The 22,369-nt window shown below is 70.5% G+C and carries 17 protein-coding genes; 6 read left to right on the forward strand and 11 right to left on the reverse strand.

Features of this window, described 5'->3' with window-relative positions; translation table 11 throughout:
* Nucleotides 1-277: 277 nt before the first annotated feature.
* From OG866_RS28285 to OG866_RS28295, 3 genes are read left to right on the forward strand one after another with little or no spacing between them, the layout of a single operon-like run.
* On the forward strand, nucleotides 278-1,429 hold the full coding sequence (locus OG866_RS28285; RefSeq protein WP_329338961.1) for a Gfo/Idh/MocA family protein: 1,152 nt from the start codon (nucleotides 278-280) through the stop codon (nucleotides 1,427-1,429).
* Nucleotides 1,426-2,580, forward strand: coding sequence for a dihydrodipicolinate synthase family protein (locus tag OG866_RS28290; protein WP_329338962.1), 1,155 nt, complete (start codon nucleotides 1,426-1,428; stop codon nucleotides 2,578-2,580). Before OG866_RS28285 ends, OG866_RS28290 begins: the two co-directional genes overlap by 4 nt.
* Nucleotides 2,581-2,612: 32 nt before the next feature.
* Nucleotides 2,613-3,410 (forward strand): sugar phosphate isomerase/epimerase family protein, encoded by a 798-nt coding sequence (locus OG866_RS28295; protein ID WP_329344338.1) that lies wholly within the window; start codon nucleotides 2,613-2,615, stop codon nucleotides 3,408-3,410.
* A 27-nt stretch (nucleotides 3,411-3,437) separates the two neighbouring features.
* Here the strand turns inward: OG866_RS28295 and OG866_RS28300 are convergent, their stop codons facing one another.
* From OG866_RS28300 to OG866_RS28320, 5 genes are all read right to left on the reverse strand, one after another.
* Nucleotides 3,438-4,706, reverse strand: a complete 1,269-nt coding sequence (locus tag OG866_RS28300; RefSeq protein WP_329338963.1) for a hypothetical protein — start codon at nucleotides 4,704-4,706, stop codon at nucleotides 3,438-3,440.
* On the reverse strand, nucleotides 4,699-5,610 hold the full coding sequence (locus OG866_RS28305) for a hypothetical protein (protein ID WP_329338965.1): 912 nt from the start codon (nucleotides 5,608-5,610) through the stop codon (nucleotides 4,699-4,701). The genes OG866_RS28300 and OG866_RS28305 overlap by 8 nt, the downstream gene beginning before the upstream one ends.
* 58 nt (nucleotides 5,611-5,668) lie before the next feature.
* Nucleotides 5,669-9,631 carry an FxSxx-COOH system tetratricopeptide repeat protein gene (gene fxsT / locus OG866_RS28310; protein ID WP_443063575.1) on the reverse strand — a complete coding sequence of 1,321 codons (3,963 nt, stop codon included), beginning with the start codon at nucleotides 9,629-9,631 and terminating at the stop codon, nucleotides 5,669-5,671.
* Nucleotides 9,632-9,647: 16 nt separating this feature from the next.
* Nucleotides 9,648-10,661, reverse strand: coding sequence for an FxsC protein (gene fsxC / locus OG866_RS28315; RefSeq protein ID WP_329338968.1), 1,014 nt, complete (start codon nucleotides 10,659-10,661; stop codon nucleotides 9,648-9,650).
* Nucleotides 10,662-11,190: 529 nt separating this feature from the next.
* On the reverse strand, nucleotides 11,191-12,561 hold the full coding sequence (locus tag OG866_RS28320; RefSeq protein ID WP_329338970.1) for an FxsB family cyclophane-forming radical SAM/SPASM peptide maturase: 1,371 nt from the start codon (nucleotides 12,559-12,561) through the stop codon (nucleotides 11,191-11,193).
* Nucleotides 12,562-12,695: 134 nt separating this feature from the next.
* Here OG866_RS28320 and OG866_RS28325 point away from each other — a divergent pair, with 134 nt between their 5' ends.
* On the forward strand, nucleotides 12,696-13,808 hold the full coding sequence (locus OG866_RS28325) for a TIR domain-containing protein (protein ID WP_329338972.1): 1,113 nt from the start codon (nucleotides 12,696-12,698) through the stop codon (nucleotides 13,806-13,808).
* Nucleotides 13,809-13,989: 181 nt separating this feature from the next.
* Here OG866_RS28325 and rbsD read toward each other — a convergent pair whose 3' ends face one another.
* From rbsD to OG866_RS28355, 6 genes are all read right to left on the reverse strand, one after another.
* Nucleotides 13,990-14,379 (reverse strand): D-ribose pyranase, encoded by a 390-nt coding sequence (gene rbsD, locus OG866_RS28330; protein ID WP_329338973.1) that lies wholly within the window; start codon nucleotides 14,377-14,379, stop codon nucleotides 13,990-13,992.
* Complete coding sequence (locus OG866_RS28335; RefSeq protein WP_329338974.1) at nucleotides 14,376-15,278, reverse strand: ribokinase; 903 nt, start codon at nucleotides 15,276-15,278, stop codon at nucleotides 14,376-14,378. Before OG866_RS28335 ends, rbsD begins: the two co-directional genes overlap by 4 nt.
* Nucleotides 15,279-15,346: 68 nt before the next feature.
* Nucleotides 15,347-17,284: an ABC transporter permease/substrate-binding protein gene (locus tag OG866_RS28340; protein ID WP_329338975.1), complete on the reverse strand. Its 1,938-nt coding sequence runs from the start codon at nucleotides 17,282-17,284 to the stop codon at nucleotides 15,347-15,349.
* Entirely contained in the window at nucleotides 17,274-18,797 is a 1,524-nt protein-coding gene (locus OG866_RS28345) for a sugar ABC transporter ATP-binding protein (protein ID WP_329338977.1), read from the reverse strand. Before OG866_RS28345 ends, OG866_RS28340 begins: the two co-directional genes overlap by 11 nt.
* The gene (locus tag OG866_RS28350; RefSeq protein ID WP_329338979.1) at nucleotides 18,794-19,831 is read right to left on the reverse strand and encodes a LacI family DNA-binding transcriptional regulator; all 1,038 of its coding nucleotides are present in this window, start codon (nucleotides 19,829-19,831) and stop codon (nucleotides 18,794-18,796) included. The genes OG866_RS28345 and OG866_RS28350 overlap by 4 nt, the downstream gene beginning before the upstream one ends.
* A gap of 155 nt (nucleotides 19,832-19,986) precedes the next feature.
* Complete coding sequence (locus tag OG866_RS28355) at nucleotides 19,987-20,505, reverse strand: GNAT family N-acetyltransferase (protein WP_329338981.1); 519 nt, start codon at nucleotides 20,503-20,505, stop codon at nucleotides 19,987-19,989.
* Here OG866_RS28355 and OG866_RS28360 point away from each other — a divergent pair.
* Together OG866_RS28360 and OG866_RS28365 are read left to right on the forward strand one after the other, a co-directional pair.
* Nucleotides 20,504-21,094, forward strand: coding sequence for a helix-turn-helix domain-containing protein (locus OG866_RS28360; protein ID WP_329338982.1), 591 nt, complete (start codon nucleotides 20,504-20,506; stop codon nucleotides 21,092-21,094). The genes OG866_RS28355 and OG866_RS28360 overlap by 2 nt on opposite strands.
* Nucleotides 21,091-22,365: an MFS transporter gene (locus OG866_RS28365; RefSeq protein ID WP_329338983.1), complete on the forward strand. Its 1,275-nt coding sequence runs from the start codon at nucleotides 21,091-21,093 to the stop codon at nucleotides 22,363-22,365. The genes OG866_RS28360 and OG866_RS28365 overlap by 4 nt, the downstream gene beginning before the upstream one ends.
* The last annotated feature ends 4 nt before the right edge of the window (nucleotides 22,366-22,369 follow it).

Below are 22,369 nucleotides of genomic sequence, written 5' to 3' on the forward strand. Positions count from 1 at the left end.
CGGGCCACGCGGACCCGCAGGCCACCCACCCCGGCAGGCCGCGCAGACCCGCAGGCCACGCAGCCATCCAGACCTTAAGGCCCCCGCCCCTCGTTGTTCGCCCCCTCGAACAACTCAACCCCGTCACGGTCTTGTCCAGACCGCTGGTCAGAGGCTAGCTTCTTCATAGATAGAAAGCGCTTGCTGTATCGCTCACCAGTCGAGGCGTACGCGGCGCGCACAACCGCGTACGGAATGCGCAGCGAACGCTGCGTACGACGCCTACGAAGGGATCGATGTGACACGCAAGACGGTGCGTATCGCCATGAACGGTGTGACCGGGCGCATGGGCTACCGCCAGCACCTGGTCCGCTCCATCCTGGCCCTCCGTGAGCAGGGCGGCCTCGACCTCGGCGACGGCACCGTGCTGTGGCCGGAGCCGATCCTGGTCGGCCGCCGCGAGCACGCGCTGAAGGCGCTCGCCGAGAAGCACGGCCTGGAGCACTGGGCGACGGACGTGGACGAGGTCCTCGCCGACCCGACCGTGGACATCTACTTCGACGCCCAGGTCACCTCGGCCCGCGAGGAGGCGATCACCAAGGCGATCGCGGCGGGCAAGCACATCTACACCGAGAAGCCCACCGCCACCGGCCTCGACGGCGCCCTGGAACTCGCCCGCCTCGCGAACGCCGCCGGCATCAAGCACGGCGTCGTCCAGGACAAGCTCTTCCTCCCCGGCCTGCTCAAGCTCAAGCGCCTCATCGACGGCGGCTTCTTCGGCCGGATCCTCTCCATCCGCGGCGAGTTCGGCTACTGGGTCTTCGAGGGCGACTGGCAGCAGGCCCAGCGCCCGAGCTGGAACTACCGCTCCGAGGACGGCGGCGGCATCGTTGTCGACATGTTCCCGCACTGGGAGTACGTCCTGCACGAGCTCTTCGGCCGGGTGAAGTCCGTCCAGGCCCTCACCGCCACCCACATCCCGCAGCGCTGGGACGAGAACGACAAGCCCTACGACGCCACCGCCGACGACGCCGCGTACGGCATCTTCGAGCTCGACGGCGGCGCCATCGCCCAGATCAACTCCTCCTGGGCCGTCCGCGTCAACCGCGACGAGCTCGTCGAGTTCCAGGTCGACGGCACCGAGGGCTCCGCGGTCGCGGGCCTGCGCAACTGCCGCGCCCAGCACCGCAGCGCCACCCCCAAGCCGGTCTGGAACCCGGACATCCCCGCCACCGAGGTCTTCCGCGACCAGTGGCAGGAGGTCCCGGACAACGCCGAGTTCGACAACGGCTTCAAGGCTCAGTGGGAGCTGTTCCTCAAGCACGTCTACGCCGACGCCCCCTACCACTGGGACCTCCTCGCCGGCGCCCGCGGTGTCCAGCTGGCCGAGCTGGGCCTGAAGTCCTCGGCGGAGGGCCGCCGTCTCGACGTACCGGAGATCGCGCTGTGACGATCCAACTCCCTGACTTCAAAGGCGGTTTGAGGGCGTACGAGCCCCGCACCGAGCCGTTCGCGGTGAAGACGGGCACCCCCTTCACCTCCCGTACCGTCTTCTCGGCGGCGCATGTCGTCGCCGACCCGTTCGCGGACGTCTCGCCCGACTCACCGGCCGCCGTCGACTGGGACGCCACCCTCGCCTTCCGCCGCCACCTGTGGTCCCACGGGCTCGGCGTCGCCGAGGCGATGGACACCGCCCAGCGCGGCATGGGCCTGGACTGGGCGGGCGCGGCGGAGCTGATCCGCCGCAGCGCCGCCGAGGCCAAGGCGGTCGGCGGCCTCATCGCCTGTGGCGTCGGCACCGACCAGCTCACCGGCCCGGCGACCCTGGCCGAGGTCCGCGCGGCCTACGAGGAGCAGCTCGCCCTCGTGGAGGAGTCCGGCGCGCAGGCCATCCTGATGGCCTCCCGCGCCCTCGCCGCGGCGGCTTCCGGCCCCGAGGACTACCTGGAGATCTACGGCCACCTGCTCCGCCAGGCCACCGAGCCGGTCGTCCTGCACTGGCTCGGCCCGATGTTCGACCCGGCGCTGGAGGGCTACTGGGGCTCGTCCGACCTCGACGCGGCGACCGACACCTTCCTGGAGGTCATCGCGGCCCACCCGGACAAGGTCGACGGCATCAAGGTCTCGCTCCTGGAGGCCCAGCGCGAGATCGACATCCGCCGCCGTCTCCCTCAGGGCGTCCGCTGCTACACCGGCGACGACTTCAACTACCCCGAGCTGATCGCGGGCGACGAGCAGGGTTTCAGCCACGCCCTGCTCGGCATCTTCGACCCGCTCGGCCCGCTGGCGGCGGAGGCGGTCCGCGTCCTCGACACAGGTGACGTACTGGGCTTCCGGAGCCTGCTGGACCCCACGGTCGACCTGTCCCGCCACCTCTTCCAGACCCCGACCCGCTTCTACAAGACGGGCGTGGTGTTCCTGGCGTGGCTGGCCGGCCACCAGAGTCACTTCAGCATGGTCGGCGGCCTCCAGTCGGCCCGCTCCCTGCCGCACTTCGCCCGCGCCTACGAACTCGCCGACGGCCTGGGCCTGTTCCCGGACCCGAAGCTGGCGGAGGAGCGCATGAAGAACCTGCTCGCGATGTACGGAGTGACCCAGTGACCGGCGACCTCTCCCGCTTCTCCATCAACCAGATGACGGTCAAGCAGCTGTCACTGCCGGAACTGGCCGACGCCTGCGCCGAGTTGGGCATCACCAACCTCGGCCTGTGGCGGGAGCCGGTCCAGTCGTACGGTGTCGAGGCGACCGCCAAACTGGTCCGCGACGCGGGCCTGATGGTCACCACGCTCTGCCGCGGCGGCTTCTTCACGGCGATCGACCCGGACGAGCGGGCGGCGGCCCTGGCCGACAACCGCCGGGCGATCGACGAGGCGGCGACGCTCGGCACGGACACCCTGGTCCTGGTCTCCGGCGGGCTGCCCGCCGGCTCGAAGGACCTGCACGGTGCCCGGGAGCGGATCGCCGACGCGCTGGCCGAGCTGGGCCCGTACGCGGAGCAGCACGGCGTACGCCTCGCCATCGAGCCGCTGCACCCCATGTACGCGTCCGACCGCTGCGTGGTGTCGACCCTGGCCCAGGCCCTGGACATCGCCGAACGCTTCCCGGCCCACCAGGTCGGCGTCACGGTGGACACGTACCACATCTGGTGGGACGACAACGCGCCCGCGCAGATCGCCCGGGCGGGCGCGGCCGGCCGTATCCACACCTTCCAACTCGCCGACTGGACCACCCCGTTGCCAGAGGGCGTCCTCAACGGCCGCGGCCAGGTCGGCGACGGCGCGATCGACATGCGCGAGTGGCAGGGCTACGTCGAGGCGGCCGGCTACACCGGCGCCATCGAGGTGGAGCTGTTCAACGACGCACTGTGGGCACGGGACGGCCGGGAGGTGCTGGCGGAGACGGCGGCGCGGTTCGTGGAGCACACGGACTGACGGTCGCGGCTCGCCGGTGGCGTTCGCTCAGGAGGCCCTGGGCGTGGGTGGTTCCTTGCCCGCGCCCAGGGCCTCCGGTGTACCCGGGTCCGAGGTCCGCCCACCGGTGCCCGCCACGCTCGCCGTGCGGCCCGCGGGCGGGCTCGCGCGCCGCGTCACCACGAAGAACGACCCGAACTCCTCCCGTGCGAACCGGATCCGGTCCCGCAGCGCGTTGGACCCCAGATGCAGCAGGTTCACGACGAGGATGGCCGGGGCGATGACGGCGACGGCCTGGGGGAGGGAGGGTTCCAGGAGCAGGGCGAGGATGATCGCCGTGATGCCGTTCTGCTGGCTGAGGGACAGCGAGACCCGGTCGCGAGCCGGGAAGCCGAGCGTCACCACGGCCCCGACCAGCACCTGCGCCACGAACGTGGCGACCCCGAGGAGGGCACCCACCCGGAAGTCGGCGCCCTCGGCCAGCAGCATCCCCAGCAGGAACGTGGCCACCCACAACGCCACGTTCGTCGCCCGCCCCAGCCACCGTCCCAGCCAGGGACGGAAGAACAGCGCCGACACCGCCAGCCCCAGCATCAGGAACTTCCAGGTGGCCACGGTCAGCAGCGCCAACAGGGCGACGATCTGCACCGTCGCCCGCCACGGCCCGACCGGCTCGCCCCGCCGCGTCTTCGGCGGACGTACCGCGAGCCACACCAGCGCCGCCGCCACCAGCAGCACCGCGTTCCCGACCAGCGTCTCCGCGTACGTCGTCGCCCCCGAGGAGATGCTCCCGGCATCGCTGAGCACCATCGAGCCCAGGATCACCACGAGCACCGTCGTCACCGGATCGTCGAACGACGCCCACGCCGCCAGCAGTGACTTCGCCCGCGGCGACATGTCCCGGGACTCCAGCATCGCCGACACCGACAACGGATCGATCTGCGCCATCGCCACGGCAAGCACCAGATACTCCGGCTGCCCCCGGAACGCCAGCCACAACACCCCGGCGATGAACGCCGCCTTGACGACCACCCCGAAGGTGATGGCGACGACGATCCGGTACACATCACCCCGACTCTCGGGACGACCCACGCCACCGGCACTGCCGTAGAGACCGACGGCGAGCAGTCCGGCGGTGAGGTGGCCGTAGAACCCGTCCCCGGCCCGGGAATCCAAGGGCCAGAAGTGGCCGGCCAACAGGCCGGCGCCCGCGACGAGAAGAGGCAGTACAAGGGCGAGCAGGAGGGCGTGGGAGCCACCGGCCCGGCGCACTCCGGCGCCCCCGTCGGGTGACGGGGGTCCCTCCTCCTCAGCCATCCGTCAGCTCTCGCCCCAGCTGCCCGACCCGCTGGTCCGCCTCGGCCACCCGTGACTGATCGAGGGTGACTCCCACGAGGTACCGCTGGTCCGGCAAGGCGTGGTAGTACACGGCGCCCTGTTCGACATCGAGCACGATCTGAAGGACCTCTCCCTCCAGGATCGCGCTCAGCGACGCGTTCATCCGCCGGGCCACCCCGGGCAGCAGCAGGCCCATGCGGCCGTACTTGTCGCGGCGGCGCTGCGGGGTCGTGGCCAGGAAGTACCGCCTGAGCGCCGGGTGGCGGAACATGTCCGCGCTGTACACGTCTCCCGCGTAGTAGGTCACGTAGTGCAGCCCGTCCACGTCCAGAGCCGCCCGCAGCGGAGCGACGACCGCCCCGGGGGCGGTGTGGCTGACGCTGACGACGTCGCCGTCCTCCGGGGCCGGTTCGGCGGGCCGGGACCAGGAGGCGGGCCGCGCGGGGGTCTCCGACTTCTTGCTCAGATACGAACCGAAATCCAGCGGACTGTAATTGACCACCATCCGGAGGTCGTTGACACAGTCGGCGAAAAGTGCGTCGAGTTCGTCGAGCCGGTCCACCGCCGACGTGGCGCCATAAAGATGGAGGCCGGGTTCCACGAGGTAATAGAAAATCGCCCCAGAAGGGACCCGGAGCACCGTTCGAATGAGCGCGCCCGTGCGTAACTCGGCGAAATCCGGTTCGAGTTCTTCGAGAATGTAATAGAGGTGGCGCCCCGCCTGTTCATGGGAGCGGGACACCAGCGGTACGCCCTCGGCGTCCTCGCCCCCCGACACATCGGCGTCAAGGACGACCTTCGCCATGTCACCGTCGTAGAGGACCAGATGGGCCAGGCCCTCGATGCTGAGCAACTGGCGTAGACGGGTGGCCAGTTCGGTCATCTGAGGATTCTCACCGTCGGGATAACGCCCAGCGGCCTCGGCCGTGGCGCCCGAGGGTTCAGACACTCTGCACCTCCAGATCGGCTCCGGCCCTGCGGTACGGCTGGGCCAGCAGGGCCCTGGCGAGCGGGTGGCCCTCCGGGAAGTATTCGTCGACACGCCGGGCGAGGACTGGTACGAGTTCCTGGTGCGCCTCCGGCCGGGACGACAGGAGGTTGGCCATGGCCGTCAGGGTGACGGGGTGCCGGGCGCCCCAGGCGGACGGCTGCTGACATCCCTCGTAGATGTCCTCGTCCTCCGTGGCCCACTCGACATTGTTCCCTTCCCCCAACATCGTCAGACAGTTGTTCTGGTTCATTCGTGCGACCAGCGTGAAGCGATGGGCGCGGCCGAAGGTCTCCTTGAGCTGGCGCACCGCTTTGCGGGCGTGCTCGGCGGCTTCCGCGGCGGTCTCCTCACGGCCGAGCAGGTACAGGGCCAGGTTGTTGCGGCAGATGCCGGTGAAGGGGTGGTTGTCGCCGAACGTCCGCACGTACCGGTCGAGTTCCTCCCGGATGTACTCCGCCGCCTCGGCCGTCCGGCCCTTCGCCGTCAGGCCCTCGGCGTGCAGACCGGCGGCGACGGCCAGGTGGCAGGACATGGTGCTCGGGTGGTCGTCGCCCCACAGGCCGCGGAAGCCGACGTGGGCGTTCTGCAACAGGGGCTGTCCGTGCTGTACCCGGCCCATCCGGATCAGCGTCAGACCCAGGCTCGCCACCACGTTCAGGGTGTGCGGGGAGCGCTCGCCCTCGATGGCGTGGAGCTGGTTGCGCGCCTCCGTCAGATACTGCTCCGAGGCCTCCAGCTGGCCGGCCTCCCGGTAGAAGGTGCCCAGGTCGCCGTAGGCGATCCAGGTCCAGGGGTCGTCCTGGGGCATGACCTGACAGCGCTGGTCGTACGTCGACTGCTGCTGACGTACGGCCGCCTCCGCCGACTCCATGAAGTACTTGGACCAGGCGAGGTTGTGCGAGGCGGACAGCGTCGCGTTGTGCGCACCGCCGATGAGCCGGTTCAGACCGGAGAACGTCCGGCTGTCCTCCTCGAAGGCATCCCGGAACTCGCCGTCGGCCCGCAGATCGGCCGCGTAACCGCGGCTCGCCAGCAGCGTGTACAGATCGGGTCCCTGGCGGGGGCGCTGCTGCCGGCGTTGGGTGTGGACCGCGTGCCTGCTCAGCCGGAGCGAGTCACGGTACTGGCCGAGCATCCGGCAGGCCGCGGCGACCTGCGACTCCATGCGCAGCACCATCGTGTCGTCGGCGCCCCGGGCGGTCCGCCACCGGTCGAGGACAAGCTCGCCCAGTTCCCGGGCGTCCTGCCAACGGCCCGTCGTCCAGCGGTGGTAGACCTGGCTGACGAGCCAGCCGTGCACCTTCGGATCGTCGCTCTCCGGCGCCTTGGAGGGCAGGACGTGCCGGTCGAGCTCGGCGAAGACCACGCGGTACTCCGGTTCGTGCCGGTCCATGTCCTCGGGCACCATGTCGGCCAGCACCGCTAGGGCCTGGGTGCGTGCCTGTTCCCGCTCCTCGTCGGTCATCCAGCCCTGGACCAGGTCCTGCACGATCCGGTGCACCTTCAGCGTGCGGGACCGGTAGTCCAGCACACCGAGCACATGATCGTTGATGCGCTTGACCCGGCTCTGCAACACAAAGGTGTCGGTCAGCCCCGGTTCCAGGCCGTCGAGCACCGCAAGCATTCCCTTGGACAGGATGACGTTCAGTCCGACGCCGTCGGGCGAAAGGAAGGAGCACAGTTGCAGGATCCGCGCCGCGGCCGGTGAGCTCGCCGACAGGGCGTCGTAGGCCTGCCGGTGGATCCGGGTGAAGTCGCGGTACTCGGAGTCCGGCTCGTCCTCGGACCGTGGCAGTCCCCCCTCGTCGAGCCGGGCGATGTACGCGTCGATGGACTGCGGGAAGCGCTGTAGATCGGCCGCCGCGGTCTGCTCGACAAGGGCCAGGTGCCCGGTCCGTTCGGCCAGCCGGGCCAGTTCCTCGTCGCTTTCGCTCGGCAGCTTGCGGCAGAGCAGGGCCAGGCTCTCCTCGGGTGTGAAGACGTCCACCCGATGGGAGGTGAACCGGTCCGACCACCGGGAGTTGGTGGAGGTGATCAGCACATGTCCCATGCCGCCGCTCGGGATGAAGGGCTCGACGGCCGCTTCGTCCTCCGCGCCGTCGAGGACGAGCAGCCAGCGGGAGGCATGGCGGTGCTGCCGCAGATCGTCCAGCAAGGCCTCTAGATCCTCGCCCGAGCGGGTGCCGGGGTGGGCGCGGTTCAGGGCCCGGGCGAGGGCGGTGAAGGACTGCCGGACCAGCTCCGGGGTCGAGGCGGGGAGCCACCAGACCAGGTCGTACTGGGAGGCGAAGCGGTGCGCGTACGCCAGGGCGATCTGTCGTTTGCCGACGCCCTTCATGCCGTACAGCACCTGGGGGGCGGAGTAGGCGGCCGCGCCGAACTCGAACTTGGCGCGCAGCGCGTTCAGTTGCTCGTCGCGCCCGATGAACTCCGCGTTGGGCATGGGCAGGTTCCACACCGCCGGGGTCAGGCCGGGGAAGCGCGGCCCCGCCACGGGGGCGGGCTGCGGATCCTCTCCGGCGCGTCGGCCGAACTGGGCCAGCAGGGTACGCCGGGCCGTCTCCTCCGTCGGGGTCGCCAGGTCGGCCGTGCCCGGCCAGTCGAGGTACGTCGCGAGCCGGGCGGTACCCAGTCGCAGTCGGACGACCTGCTGCTCCCGGGGCTGGTTGCCGAGCAGCGCGTCGCTGTTGAGGCGCCTGACCGTCTCCTCGGCCGCCGTCCCCGCCAGATGCGGTGAGAGCAGGGCCAGCACATAGTCCGGGGTCGGCAGGGGCTGTGCGGGATCGACGTGGTTCTCCTGCCCCACGACCTTGATGCCCACCGGCCGCAGCTGCTCGGTGATCCAGTCGGCCCACAACCGGTCGTTCGGCGCGTGGACGATGGTGAGGGACTGCGGTTCAGTGGCCTGCGCGGTGGTGTGCCGCAGGGAGTCGAGCAGGCGGTGGTAGCGGAGCACGTCGGCGGGCGGGACGGGGCTGAATTCGCTCACGTCGCCGCCCGTGATGCGTGCGACGGCCTTGACGTATTCGGCGAGGACGGTGTGGGCCTGGCGGGGATCCTCCTCCATCACGGCGAGCTCTTCCCCGTAGGCGTAGAACGCCCGGTACGGCACCTGCACATGGCCCCAGTAGGTGGCGAGTTCGCTCTCGTCAGCGAGGTCCAGCTGAGGGTCGAGGGCCTGGCGGGCCTCCGCCAGGCAGCGCTCTAGTCTGATCTTCTCGGAGGTGTCGATGCGCATCGGCAGGACGTGGAGCCGGATGGGCCGGGGCGAGCGTCTGATGCGCTGGGCGATCTGGTGGGCCCCCTGAATGGCCTGCCGGTTCATGGCGAGAGTGATGACGACCGTGTCCGGCAGCATGAGGGTGCAGATGCCCGCCCCGTCGGAGAATCCGGTGCGGCTGTCAATGAGGATGTAGTCGTAGGAACTCTCGTGCATCCGGGCCCGCAGCGCCTCCAGGAACTCCTTGCCGTCGTCGCTGGCCTGGAACTTGCCCCAGTCGAACTCGTGCAGTCGGTTGGCGTAGTTGTCGTCCATGCGGCCGGGGCCGATGTAGTGGAGCTCGCCGCCTTTGGGAAACCGGTGGTCGAGCCTGACCCGGTAACGGTCGAAATTGGTGTGCTCGGCGTGCAGGGCCCGTAGGTCCTCCGGGATCTCCGCGCCGGTGGTGGCGGCGTCGGCGAACGCGGAGAACATGTCCAGCACTCCCGAGCCGTGGCTTAGGTCGGCCACGGGGAGATAGGCCCCGTAGTACAGGTGGAGGCCGGGCGCTTCCAGGTCCCAGTCCACGACCAGGACCGATTTCCCCTGACTCGCCATGATCCAGGCGGCGTTCGCCAGGGCCATGGTGCGCCCCGCCCCGCCTTTGAACGAATAGAACGAAATGATCTTTGCTGGCCGACCGGTCGTACCCATCCCCCGCCCCACGTGTTCATCCCCCGCCCAGCGACTCGCCAGGGGTTCTGCCCAGTAATGGGGGCCACGGCCCCGCTCCTCGCTTCAACCAGCCGACGCGCTCCCGCTGCCTGCGGATGCGGCGTTCGGCGGAGCTCTCCACGGACACGGCACCCGCGGGTACCGGCGGCGGCCCCGGGTCTTCCGGACCCGTGCCGGAGTCGGCCATCACGGCCGCCACGGCGAGCGTGAGCGACTCGGGCGAGCCCACCTCGTGGTGGGAGGCACCGAGCAGCCGAGCCGGGGTCATCGCCAGCGACTCCCGCAGCCGGGTGGCGCTCTGTCGGCTCTCCTCGTCCAGCCGGGGCAGCACCACGACGACCGCGGCGATGTTCGCCCGGGCACGGGCCAGGCGGTTCCACAGCGTCGAGAACTCCGCGTCCCGCGACAGCCAGGGATCGACCAGGACCAGTACGACCGCCGACTCGTCGACACCGGCGAGTACGTCCGGATCATCCAACTCCGGCGTACGGACCGTCAGTTGGTCTGCCCCACAGGTTCGCACCGCACGTCCGGCCACGGACAGGGCGGGTTCGTCACTGTGCGGGCGAAAGGGACGCCATTCCTCTGGGGTGTCGCCGTACGCCACGACCGATGTCCGCAGTCCCGCCATCCGATCCCGGGTGCCGGTCAACAGGACAAGCACCACGCGCCGTTCACGGTCGTGCGGCCGGGACACGGGGGTGTCATCGGGCTGGTGCGACGCTGCCCGGCTCGGTCCGAAGCGGGACGGCACCAGGCGGCTCTCCGCCTCGGTCATGACCGGCAGCGGGGTTCTGGCGGCCCGGAGCAGGCGTTCGGCGACGCGCCGGACGAGGCTTCGATAGCGGCCCCGGCGGTCCGGGGCCTGGAGCAGGCCCATGAGACCGGGGCCCTCGTACTCCTCGTCGACGATGTGCCCCGTGTTCGCCACCAGTCGCGGAAGCACCAGCCCGTCGGTCCGCCAGACCACGCCGACGAGACAGTCCGGCTGCTCCCCTGTCTGCCGCATGCGACGGTCCAGGCGCTCGCGGAAGACCGACCACTCGCGAGCGCATTGGGGGTCCTCGAGATACTCGGACGAGTACAGCACCAGCAGGGAACGGCAGGACAGGACCGCGGGATCGGGTCCCGGAGAGGGTTCCGCGTGCTTCAGCCGGCCGTCGTGCGTGGGGCCGCGACCCAACACGCTGTAGATCTCGTTCTGGACATCGATGTGAAACCGTTCGACCGGTCCTCTGTCACCGGTCGAACTGGCATAGCTTGTGTAGAACAAAGGCCCCACTGCAACCCCCCAAGGGCCTGCCTCCCGAACAACCACGGCTTGGTCTTTGCCCCATAGCCCCACATCGACATCGGCCTGCGCAGCGACTTCGACATGCTTGTGCGGCCACGCTAATTGAGGTCTAGCATAGGAGTTTTTTCCCTCACTGAGCCCCGGAAAACTCGACATCAGGTCTTCTCTCGCTCAATGGAGAGTGAAGCGTTCGTCATTCGCGCTGGTCGGCGCCCCTGCGCACGCCCGGATTCCGCAAAGCCTGTCAGCATCCTTTCAATCTCCCCTGGATGTGCCGAATGAGCAGGGAGAGGTCCCTGCAGTACACCGAGGGATTGGCGAAGCCGCGGCCGCGGCCATGGCGGTGAGCACGAAGTCCTGCGCCGCAGACGGTCACCAGGGGGCACTTCCGGCACGTGCGGCACAGTGCCGCCACGCCGTGCTCCGGTGCCCCGGGAAGGGACAGCACGGCATCGAAGGAGTGGCTGAATACCGTGCCTCCGGTCTGTGCGGCGCCGTCCGCGACGGCGTTCAGCGCCCCCGCCCAGGTGATCGCCCCGTCCGACTCGACCACCACGGCGGCAGCGGGCAGGGTCCCGATGACTTCGCTGCTGCTGCCGGCACCGTACCGGCACTGGACCATGATCGATTCGAAGAGCCGGGCCCGCATCGGCCGTCCGGTCAGCCACCATCGGTCGAAGGCGCCGCACAACCACTGCCCGTGGGCGCCGGTGCCGGCTCCCGGTGCCGGATGGTCCCAAGTCCCGTAGGGCAGAAGGAAGTCGATGGACGGCGGGGCGTGGGCCGCCAGGGCGTCGAAGACATCGGCCGCGTCACCCGCCTCCGGGTCCACCACACACAGAAGCCCGGCGAACAGGCTCCGGTAGCGCGGGCTGTTCAGCCGGGCGAGACCTGCGGTCACCCGTGCGTGGCTGCCCGGGTGCCGGCTGCCCGCCGGCCCGCGCCGGTGGCGGTCATGGGCGCGTTCGTCGCCGTCCAGACTGACGCCGACCCGGATGTCGTGGTGCAGCAGCGTCTCCAGGGTCGGCTCGTCGAGCAGGACGCCGTTGGTCTGCAGAATGATCTCGGCCTCGGCGCCGGCGGAGGTGACGGCCCGCCGGGCGGCCGTACTGAACCGGGCGATCACGTCCCGTCCGGCGAGCAGTGGCTCACCGCCGTGCAGCGCCACCTGAACGTGGGACGGCCGATGTTGACGCACATGCTCCGAGATCCGTTCCAGGAGGCGTTCGCGCACCGACTCGGGCATGGTCCGCGGGCGTCCGCGCCACCCCGTGTCCTGTAATTCGTACACGTAGCAGTAATCGCACGCCAGATTGCAGCGACTGTGTAGTTTGACGACGAATTGGTCGAAGGCCTTCAGTCGGGTACGCCCCTCGGGCGTCACTGAAACAATAGGCTTTGGCCAAGGTGTTACGGGTGGGGAAGTGTCGTTCCAAGTAGGTCCTCGGCGCCTGTTCCACATCTCGCCGAATGCCGTACTGTCGGCCCATGGCTGAACGGGTGGGCATACGACGCCCCCGACAGAATTCCGATACTCCGACAGGTCTTCCACCCTGAACCCCCCGATCAACTCCAGGGGGCCGGTGCATCTCCAGGCCGCAATCGTCGGCGGCATGGCTCTCGTAGACGTCCCCCACCCACCGTACGCAGAACCGCTGATCACCGGCGAGGTCTCAACTGGCCAACATCAGAGGGCCTTTGGGGTGGCCCGGGGTGGCACGGGGCACAGGGGAGTTGAGGGGGCAGGCCATGTCGAACTACTTCATCACCAGTTTCGCGCAGGCGGAGAACGAGAACTATGTGTGGCGATTCCACGGCGATCTGACGCGAGCGGTCCGCGAACTGAGCGGGCATGAGATCGACACGGAGATATGCCGCGGCGGACAGGGGGCCGCGAACAGTGACCTGGTCGCCGAGACCGGTGTCCTGGTCGCGCTCTGCTCGCCGGACTACTACACGGACCCCGGCTGCGGACGGGACTGGGCGCTCTTCCAGCACCGGCTCCACCTGATCCCACCCCAGCGGGGCACCGCCCATCCCGCGAGCCCGGTGCTGGTGCGCTGGCTCCCGGCCGAACCACCGGCCGATCTGCCCTGGGCCCCGGTGCTCGCCGACCCCCACGACGCCTACGCCCGCAAAGGTCTGTTCGACATCATCGACAACCTGGGCTGGAACTCCGAGGAATACGCCACGGCCCTCCAGGAGCTGGCGGCACGTGTGTGTGCCGGGCACAAGAATCGCCCACCGGACCTGGCCCCGGCGAGCCGCCCCGTCCTGCCGGCGGCCTTCCCCCGCCCCCGCGCAGGGCAGCCCCCGACGCCGGTTCCCGCCCCCAGAGCACCGGCGTCCGTCCTCGCACCCAGGACACCGGCACCGGCCGAGGGCACGGGCGCACCGCGCGTCTTCTTCTCGTACGCCCACGAGGAGAACGACGGCGGTGTCCACGCCCGCCGCGTACGCGCCCTGAACGACCGGCTGAGTGAAGAGGGCGTCGACGTGATCCTCGACCAGACCAGGGCCCGCGGGCCGCAGTTCTGGCCGCGGTGGATGGGGGAGCAGTACCGGCAGGCGAACTTCATCCTGGTGATCGCCTCACCCACGTACAAGCGCCGCGCCCACCACAAGGAGGACCCCGGCGTGGGGGACGGTGTCGCGTTCGAGGCGGACTACATCCTTCAGCAGCGGTACCACGACCGGAACTGGTACCGGCGCATCCTGCTGGTGATCTTCCCCGGCTACAGCTACGCCGACCTGCCCGACTTCCTCGGCGAGGGCTCGGTCAGCTACTACGAGATAGACCCCGACACCGGGGAGGGACTGCCCGATCTGCTGGACCACATCCTGGGCGGCCCGACGGCCTGAAAAAATTCTTCAGACATCGTGCAACCCTTCCCCCACCTCGCGGGTCGTACATGGCATCAGGACTTCTGGGGAGGGGATCTGGGGGGATCGCGGGGGTTCTGACTGGAGGGGAAAGCCGAGGGGGCCTGGTCGACGGACCAGGCCCCCTCGAAGCTTCTCCGGGCGTTTCCGGAGGGCGTGTCTAGAAGAACACCCCGCACCGCAGCAGCACATTCGCGTACGGCCGCGCCTCGCCCGTCCGTACGACCAACCGTGCCCCCGCCGACAGCTCCTTGAGCCGTTCATGGGAGACGAACTCCAAGTCGGTGAAGGACCCGCCCAGCAGCTCCGCCGCCGCCGGATTCGCCTCCCGCACCTCCGAGGCCGCCGTCGCCCCTTCCACGACCAGCTCCGCCAGCAGCCCCTCCAGTACCTCCGCGAACGACGGCACCCCGGCCCGGAAGGCGAGGTCGACGACGCGGGGGCCGTCCGGTATCGGCATGCCGGCGTCGCAGACCAGCACCCCGTCGCCGTGCCCCAACTCGGCCAGCGCACCGGACAGATGACGGTTGAGGATGCCCGCCTTCTTCACAGCGCGTCGACCTCCTCGGCCGTGGGGAAGGACACCTGCGCCCCTTCCCTCGTCACCGCCGCCGCCCCGACCCGGGCCGCGTACGCCGCCGCCTCCGTCAACGAGGCCCCCGTGCCCAGCCGGTACGCCAGCGCCGCCGTGAACGCGTCGCCCGCACCCGTCGTGTCCACCGCGTCGACCTTGACCGACGCCACCCGGCTCACCCCGTCCCTGGACGCCACCAGCGCGCCCTGCGCGCCCAGGGTGACGACCACCGACCGCGGGCCCTTCGCCAGCAGGATCCGCGCCCAGTCCTCCGGGTTGTCGCCGATCGCCGAGTCGCCGAGGATGACCTTCGCCTCGTGCTCGTTGACGATCAGCGGGTCGCAGGCCGCCAGCAGCACGGTGGGCAGCGGGCGCGGCGGGGACGGGTTCAGCACGAAACGGCTGTCCGGCCCGAGGCTCGACGCCACCGCCACGACCGTCTCCAGCGGGATCTCCAACTGCGCCGACACCACCCGCGAGGCATGGAAGAGGCTTCCCGCCGCGCGCACATCCTCCGGCGTGAGCCGGCCGTTCGCGCCCGGTGAGACGACGATGCTGTTGTCGCCCGACGGGTCCACGGTGATCAGCGCGACCCCCGTCGGCGCCCCGCCGACCATCACGCCCACCGTGTCGACCCCGGCCGAACGCAGCGAGTCCAGCAGCAGCCGGCCGTGGCCGTCGTCGCCGACCCGGGCCAGCAGGGCCGTACTCGCGCCCAGCCGGGCGGCCGCGACCGCCTGGTTCGCGCCCTTGCCGCCCGGGTGGACGGCCAGGTCGGAGCCGAGCACGGTCTCCCCGGCCGCCGGCCGGCGCTCGACACCGATCACCAGGTCGGCGTTGGCCGACCCTACGACCAGGAGGTCGTAGTCGTACATGAAGTTGCTCCCCTATGAGATGACGTGAGCCGGCGGGCGCCCGTGACGAGCGCCCGCCGGCCTTGGTCTCAGCCCGCGAAGTCGGCCACGTTCTCCTTCGTGACCACCTTCACCGGCACCATCACCGACTTCTCGACCTTGTCGCCCTCGGCCACCTTCACCGCGTTCTGCACGGCGATCCTGCCCAGTTCGGCCGGCTGCTGCGCCACCGACGCGTACAGCGTGCCAGCCTTGACGGCCTTCAGGCCGTCCTCGGTTCCGTCGAAGCCGATGACCTGGACGGACTTTCCGGCCTTGGAACCGAGCGCCTTGATCGCGCCGAGCGCCATCTCGTCGTTCTCGGCGAAGACACCGTCGATGTCCGGGTTGGCCTGGAGCAGGTTGGTCATGACGTCCAGGCCCTTGGTGCGGTCCCAGTCGGCGGGCTGCTTGGCGACGACCTCGATGCCCGGGTAGGCCTTGAGCCCCGCGGCGAAACCGGCGCCGCGCTCCCGGCTGGCGGAGGTGCCGGCCTGGCCCTGGAGGACGACGATCCTGCCCTTGCCGCCCAGCTTCTCGGCGAGGTCCTTGGCGGCGAGCTTGCCGCCGGCCACGTTGTCGGAGGCGACGAGGGCGGCGGTGTCCGCGTTGTTGACGGCGCGGTCGACGGCGACCAGCGGGATGCCCGCCTTGTTGACGGCCTTCGCCGCCGGGGTCACCGCGTCGGAGTCCACCGCGTTGACGATGATCGTGCCGAGGCCCGAACTGGTGAAGTTCTCCAGCTGGTTGGCCTGCTGCGAGGCGTCGTTCTGCGCGTCGGTGACCGTCAGGTCCACGCCCAGCTTCTTCGCCTCGGCCTGCGCACCGGCGCGGATCTGCACGAAGAACGGGTTGTTGAGGGTGGACAGCGACAGACCGATCTTCTGGCTCTTCGCCTCCGAGGTGCCGCTGTGCAGGAGGGAGGTGGCGCCCACGATCGCCGCGGCGACCACGGCCGCGAGCACATAGGTCATCGCCTGCTTGCCCTTGTTGCCGCCCGTGCCCGCCGCCACCGGCGTCGCACCCGCCTTGCGGCGGACGGTGTCCAGGAGCACCGCCAGCGCGATGACGACACCGATGACGACCTGCTGCCAGAACGCGGAGACGGACAGCAGGTTGAGGCCGTTGCGCAGCACCGCCAGGATCAGCGCGCCGATCAGCGTCCCGGACGCCTTGCCCGTACCACCGGCCAGCGACGCGCCGCCGATGACGACCGCGGCGATCGCGTCGAGCTCATAGCCCTGCGCGGCCTGCGGCTGCGCGGAGGAGAGACGGGCGGCCAGCACGATGCCGGCGGCCGCCGCGAACAGACCGGAGAAGGCGTAGATCGCGAGCTTCTGCTTCTTCACCCGCAGACCGGAGAGGCGGGCCGCTTCCTCGTTGCCGCCGATCGCGTACATCGAACGGCCGATGTACGTCCGCCCGAGCACGAACGCCGTGATCAGACCCATGCCGATCATCACCAGGACGGGCACCGGCAGCCAGCCGCCGAGGGTGTCACCGAGGTGCGAGACGGAGGAGGGGAAGGCGATCGGGGAGCCCTGCGAGATCACCAGCGACAGACCGCGCGCCACGGACAGCATGGCGAGCGTCGCGATGAACGGCGGCAGTTTGCCGTACGAGATCAGGAAACCGCTGACCAGGCCGCACGCTATGCCGGTCGCGATGGCGAGCAGTACCGCGAGGACCACCGGCAGGCCCTGCGAAGTGGCGCTCCAGGCGAGGACGGTGGCCGACAGGGCGGCGACCGAGCCGACCGACAGGTCGATGCCCGCCGAGACGATCACGAAGGTCACACCGAAGGCGAGGATGGCGGTCACGGCCGCCTGGACGCCGACGTTCAGGAGGTTGTCCGTCGTCAGGAAGTCACCGGACAGCGCCGACATCGCGATGACGAGGACGATCAGCGCGGTCAGCGCGCCGTTGTCGAGGAGCAGCCGGCGCAGCCCTGAGGCGCCCGTCGTGCTCTTGAGCGTGTCAGTGGCCACGAGGGGCCTCCTTCTCAAGGGTGTTGGGGTTGCTGACGGCGAGCGCCATCACGGCGTCCTGCGTGGCCTCGTCGGCGGGGAGTTCACCGGCGATCCGGCCCTGGGCCATGACCAGGACCCGGTCGCTCATGCCGAGCACCTCGGGAAGGTCGCTGGAGATCATCAGGACGGCGGCGCCGGCCGCGGTCAGTTCATTGATCAGCTGGTAGATCTCGACCTTCGCGCCGACGTCGATGCCACGCGTCGGCTCGTCGAGGATCAGCACCTTGGTGTCGGCGAGCAGCCACTTGCCGATGACGACCTTCTGCTGGTTGCCGCCGGACAACGTCCGTACGTGCTGGCCCAGTCCGGCCATCCGCACGCCCAGCTGCCCGGCGATCCGGGCGGCGGCCTCGCGCTGCCCCTTGAGATCGACGAGCCCCGCGCGCGTGGCCGAGCGCAGCGTCACCAGGCCGAGGTTCTCCTCGACGGACGCGTCCAGGACCAGCCCCTGGCCCTTGCGGTCCTCGGGGATCAGCCCGATGCCCGCCGCCATGGCCGCGTTGACGTCATGCCGCTTCAGCGCCGCGCCGGCGACCTTCACCGCGCCCTGGTCGTACGGGTCGGCGCCGAACACCGCGCGCACGACCTCCGTCCGCCCGGCGCCGACCAGCCCCGCGATGCCGACGACCTCACCGGCGCGCACCTCGAAGGACACGTCGTGGAAGACACCGTCCCGGGTGAGCCCCTCGACGGTCAGCAACGCGGCGCCCTTCTCGGGCTGTTCGCGCGGGTACTGCTGCTCGATGGAGCGGCCGACCATCAGGCGTACGAGCTCGTCCTCCGGGGTGGAGGCGGGGACCTGGCCGACGGACCTGCCGTCGCGGATGACCGTGACCCGGTCGCCCAGGGCGGCGATCTCCTCCAGGTGGTGCGTGATGAAGACGATCCCGACGCCGTCCTCGCGCAGTGTGCGTACGATCGCGAAGAGCTTCTCCACCTCCTCGGAGGTGAGCACCGCGGTCGGCTCGTCCATGATCAGCACGCGCGCGTTCAGGCTCAGCGCCTTGGCGATCTCGACCATCTGTAGGCGCGCGATGCCGAGTTCACGCACCCGCGCGCGGGGCGACACGTCGACACCCACGCGCGCGAGCAGGACCTCGGCGTCGGCCTCCATCTTCTTCCGGTCGATCATCCCGAGCCGGCGCGGCTGGCGGCCCAGGAAGATGTTCTCGGCGACCGTCAGATCGGGGACGAGGTTGAACTCCTGGTAGATGGTGGCGATCCCGAGGCGTTCGGAATCCTGCGCACCATGGATGCGCACCTCCGCGCCGGCGGCCAGGATGCGGCCCTCGTCGGGTGTGTAGGCGCCGGAGAGCATCTTGATGAGGGTGCTCTTGCCCGCGCCGTTCTCACCGAGGAGGACGTGCACCTCGCCGCGGCGCAGGTCGAAGTCGACGCCGTCCAGCGCGACCACGCCCGGGAAGGTCTTCCGAATGCCTTCGATGCGCAGCAACTCGTCCGGGTTGCTCACGACGTGCTCCTGTTCTGTACGGGGGCCGGCTCGGGGGAAGCCGGCTGCTCGCCGCACGAGCGGCGTACGACGAGACGGGCGGGGAGAGTGACGGACCGCGGGTCCCGTCCCTCGATGCGGTCGACGAGCGCGCGCACGGCGGCGCGCCCCAGCTCGCCCGTGGGCTGGGCGATCGCGGTGATCGGCGGATCGGTGTGCACGAACCAGCGGATGTCGTCGAACGCGGCGAGCGCGAGGTCCTCGGGGACCCGCAGCCCACGCGCGCGTACGGCGTCCAGCGCGCCGAGCGCCATCAGGTTGTCGGCGGCGAACACGACCTCGGGCGGCTCGGGCAGGTCGAGGAAGCCCTCGGTGACCCGCCGTCCGCTCTCGGCCTGGAAGTCGCCCTGCCCTGTGTAGGCGTCCGGGAGGGGGATGCCGTACTCGGCGAGGGCCTCGCGGAAGGCCTCGACGCGCTCGCTGCCGGTCGTGGTGGCGGCGGGGCCCGCGATGATCGCGAGCCGCCGGTGCCCGAGCGCGTGCAGATGCGCCACGAGGTCCCGGACGGCGGCCCGTCCGTCGGCCCTGACCACCGGCACGTCCACGCCCGGGATCCACCGGTCCACGAAGACCATCGGCGTCCCCGCGCGCGCGGCGTCCAGCATCAGCGGGGAGCCGCCGTCGGTGGGGGAGACCAGGAGGCCGTCGATACGGCGGTCGAGCAGCGTCCGTACGTGGTGGTCCTGGAGGTCGGGTCGCTCGTCGGCGTTGCCGATGATGACGCTGTAGCCGAGCGCGCGGGCCTCCTCCTCGACGGAGCGGGCCAGTTCGGTGAAGTACGGGTTGAGCACGTCGCTGATGACCAGGCCGAGGGTGTGGGTCTGGTCGGTGCGCAGCGAACGGGCGACAGCGTTCGGGCGGTAGCCCAGCTCCGCCACGGCGGCCAGCACGCGCGTGCGTGCGTCGGCGCTGACCGACGGATGGTCGTTCAGGACGCGCGACACCGTGGCGACGGACACTCCCGCCTCGGCTGCGACGTCCTTGATGCTCGCCATCGCTGCTCCACCTCCTCGTGGATCGATCGTTTCCAGCCGTGCGATCGGTTCATGGAATCGATTACATCGGCGTGTACGGAGGATTGGAATCGATTACACGGAAGTTAATCAAGCCCCCGACCGGCCTCTGAGATCAGATCGTGATGAAGGGCTGCTCAGCTCAGCGGCAGCCGCATGATCGTCAGGTCCAGCCAGCGCCCGAACTTGATGCCGACCTCCCGGACGGTCCCCGCGTGCTCGAACCCGAACCGCTCGTGCAGCCGGATCGACGCGCTGTTCTCGGCCTCGATCCCGGCGACCATCACGTGGTGACCGGCCGCGCGGGCGGAGTCGATGACGGCGGCCAGCAGCGCGGAGCCGATACCCAGGCCGTGGCGCCCCTCGCGGACGTAGACCGAGTTCTCCACGGTGTGCCGGTAGCCCTCCTTCTCCCGCCAGGGCCCGTACGTCGCGAGGCCCACGACCTCCCCGTCGGCCTCGGCGACGAACGCGGAGCCGCGTTCCAGGTGGGCGGCCAGCCAGGCCGCGCCCTCGGCGACGGACAGGGTCCGGTCCGTCCACAGGGCCGTGGAGTGCTCGATCGCGTGATTGCGGATCTCACGGACCGCCTCGGCGTCCGCGGGCCGCGCCGGACGTACCGTCACACCGACCTTGTTCTCGTATATTGGATTCATGTCCAACATAGTAGATCCACTGGTGCGCCAGATCGCCGCACGCGTGCGTGCCGAACGGGAACGCCGTCGCTGGACCCTGGCGCAGCTCGCCGAGGCCTCCGGTGTCTCCCAGGCGATGATCAGCCGGATCGAACGGGAGGAGAGCAGCCCCACGGCGGTCGTCCTCGGCAAGCTGTCGGCCGCGTTCCAGCTCAGCGTGTCCTCGCTGCTGGCGTCGGCGGAGGGCGAGGCCGCGGCCGAGGCCGAGGGGGAGCGGGTGCGCCGGGAGGCCGACGCGGCCGTGTGGCGCGACCCGGAGACGGGCTACCGGCGCCGCCAGATCACCAGCCCCCGCTTCCCCACGGAGATCGCCGAGATCCGCCTGCCCGCCGGGGCGCAAGTCCCCTACCCCGCCGCGGCGTTCGCGTTCATCCGGCAGCTGGTGTGGGTGCTGGACGGACAACTCACCTTCCACGAGGGCGAGTTGGTCCACGATCTCCACGCGGGAGACACCATCGAGCTCGGTGAACCGGCCGCGCGCGTCTTCGTCAACAACACCGACACCGAGTGCCGTTACGTCGTCGTCCTGGCCCGGCACCCGAAGCCATGAGGCGACCGATACGACCCGCGCGGCGCCGCGCGTCGACGGACCCCCGCGTCACCGCCGACCCGGTGGGGTCACCCGCCCCGGCCCCCGCGCGCCACTCGGTACCGGTGCCCGGCCGTCCCGGCCGTCGGGGCCGGACCTTCCTGCTCGCGGTCGTCGCCGGCACGGCGATCGCCAACAACTACGCGATCCAGCCCGCGCTCACCGACGTCGCGGCCCAGCTCCACGTCCCGCTGTCGGTGATCGGCCTGATCCCCACCGCCGCGCTCCTCGGCTGCATGACCGGCTTCGTGCTGCTGCTCCCGCTGGCCGACCGCGTGGCCCCCGACCGTCTGCTGGCCGCCCAGCTCACCGCCCTCGCCGCCGCCCTCGTCCTGGCCGCGGCGGCCCCCGGCGCGGGCGTGCTCCTCGCCGCCTACCTCCTCATCGGCGCCACGGCCGGCGCCGCCGCGCAGGCCGGCACCATCGCGGGCCGCCTCGCTCCCCACGGACGCCGCGCGCGTGCCGTGGCCACGGTCGCCGCCGGGATGTCGGCCGGCATCCTGCTCAGCCGCCTCGTCGGCGGGGCCCTCGCGGACGCCCTCGGCTGGCGGGCGATGCTGCTGGTCTTCGCCGCCGCCGCGGTGCTGTGCGCGTCGGCCGTCGCGAGGCTGCTGCCGGGGGAACGGCCGCCCGCGCGCGGCACGTACCTGGCCGCGGTCCAGACACTGCCCCGCCTCCTGCGCCGACACCCCGGCCTGCGCCGGGCGGTGGCCGCCGGCGGCCTGTGGTACCTCGCCTTCAACCTGATCTGGGTCAGCCTGGCCCTGGCCCTCGGCCGCCCTCCGTACTCCCTCGACCCCACCGCCATCGGCATCTACAGCCTGGCGGGCCTCCTCGGCTTCGTCGCCCTGCCGCTGACCGGCCGCCTCACCGACCGCCACAGCCCCCGTACGGTGATCACGGCCGCGCTGGTGACCGCCGCGACCGGCACCGCCCTGCTCGCCACCGGCCTCGGCGCCCCCCTGATCGCCGCCCTCGGCCTGGCCCTCTTCGACGCCGGCGCGTTCGCCGCCCAGGCGGCCAACCAGAGCCGGGTCATGGCTCTCGACCCCGACCGGAGCGGCAGCCTCAGCAGCGTCTACCTGGTGCTGTACTTCACGGTGGGAGCCGTCGGTACGACGATCGCGGCGCCACTGCTCGAAGCCGTCGGCTGGACCGGCACCACCCTCACGGCACTCGCCGCGCTGCTGGCCGCCGTCGGCGTCGTACGCACCGGGGACAGCGAAGGGTGAGGCG

Origin of the sequence: Streptomyces sp. NBC_00663, from assembly GCF_036226885.1 — a bacterium.
Taxonomy (GTDB): Bacteria; Actinomycetota; Actinomycetes; order Streptomycetales; family Streptomycetaceae; genus Streptomyces.